The organism is Paraburkholderia domus, assembly GCF_905220705.1.
Taxonomy (GTDB): Bacteria; Pseudomonadota; Gammaproteobacteria; order Burkholderiales; family Burkholderiaceae; genus Paraburkholderia; species Paraburkholderia domus.
Genome location: NZ_CAJNAT010000093.1, coordinates 1 through 732 on the forward strand (window position 1 = coordinate 1; position 732 = coordinate 732).

The following is a 732-nucleotide window of genomic DNA, read 5'->3' on the forward strand; positions in this document are numbered from 1 at the left end:
GCCAGTCACAAATGCAGTTCCCAGGTTAAGCCCGGGGATTTCACATCTGTCTTAGCAAACCGCCTGCGCACGCTTTACGCCCAGTAATTCCGATTAACGCTTGCACCCTACGTATTACCGCGGCTGCTGGCACGTAGTTAGCCGGTGCTTATTCTTCCGGTACCGTCATCCCACCACCATATTAGGGCGGCGGTTTTCTTTCCGGACAAAAGTGCTTTACAACCCGAAGGCCTTCTTCACACACGCGGCATTGCTGGATCAGGGTTGCCCCCATTGTCCAAAATTCCCCACTGCTGCCTCCCGTAGGAGTCTGGGCCGTGTCTCAGTCCCAGTGTGGCTGGTCGTCCTCTCAGACCAGCTACAGATCGTCGCCTTGGTAGGCCTTTACCCCACCAACTAGCTAATCTGCCATCGGCCGCCCCTGTAGCGAGAGGTCCTAAGATCCCCCCCTTTCCTCCGTAGAGCGTATGCGGTATTAATCCGGCTTTCGCCGGGCTATCCCCCACTACAGGACACGTTCCGATGTATTACTCACCCGTTCGCCACTCGCCACCAGGGTTGCCCCCGTGCTGCCGTTCGACTTGCATGTGTAAGGCATGCCGCCAGCGTTCAATCTGAGCCAGGATCAAACTCTTCAGTTCAAACCTGTTACTGTTTTTCGGTCTCTTCCGAGACCGGTCGCTCACTCAACGTACTGACGAATGATCCTCCTGCCGAAGTGAATCCACCCCA

At 56.0% G+C, this 732-nt stretch carries 1 rRNA gene; it reads right to left on the reverse strand.

From position 1 onward, the window contains the following. Positions 1-641: ribosomal RNA gene (locus KHO31_RS39010) — 16S ribosomal RNA — on the reverse strand; the annotation flags it as partial. Between the last annotated feature and the right edge of the window lie 91 nt (positions 642-732).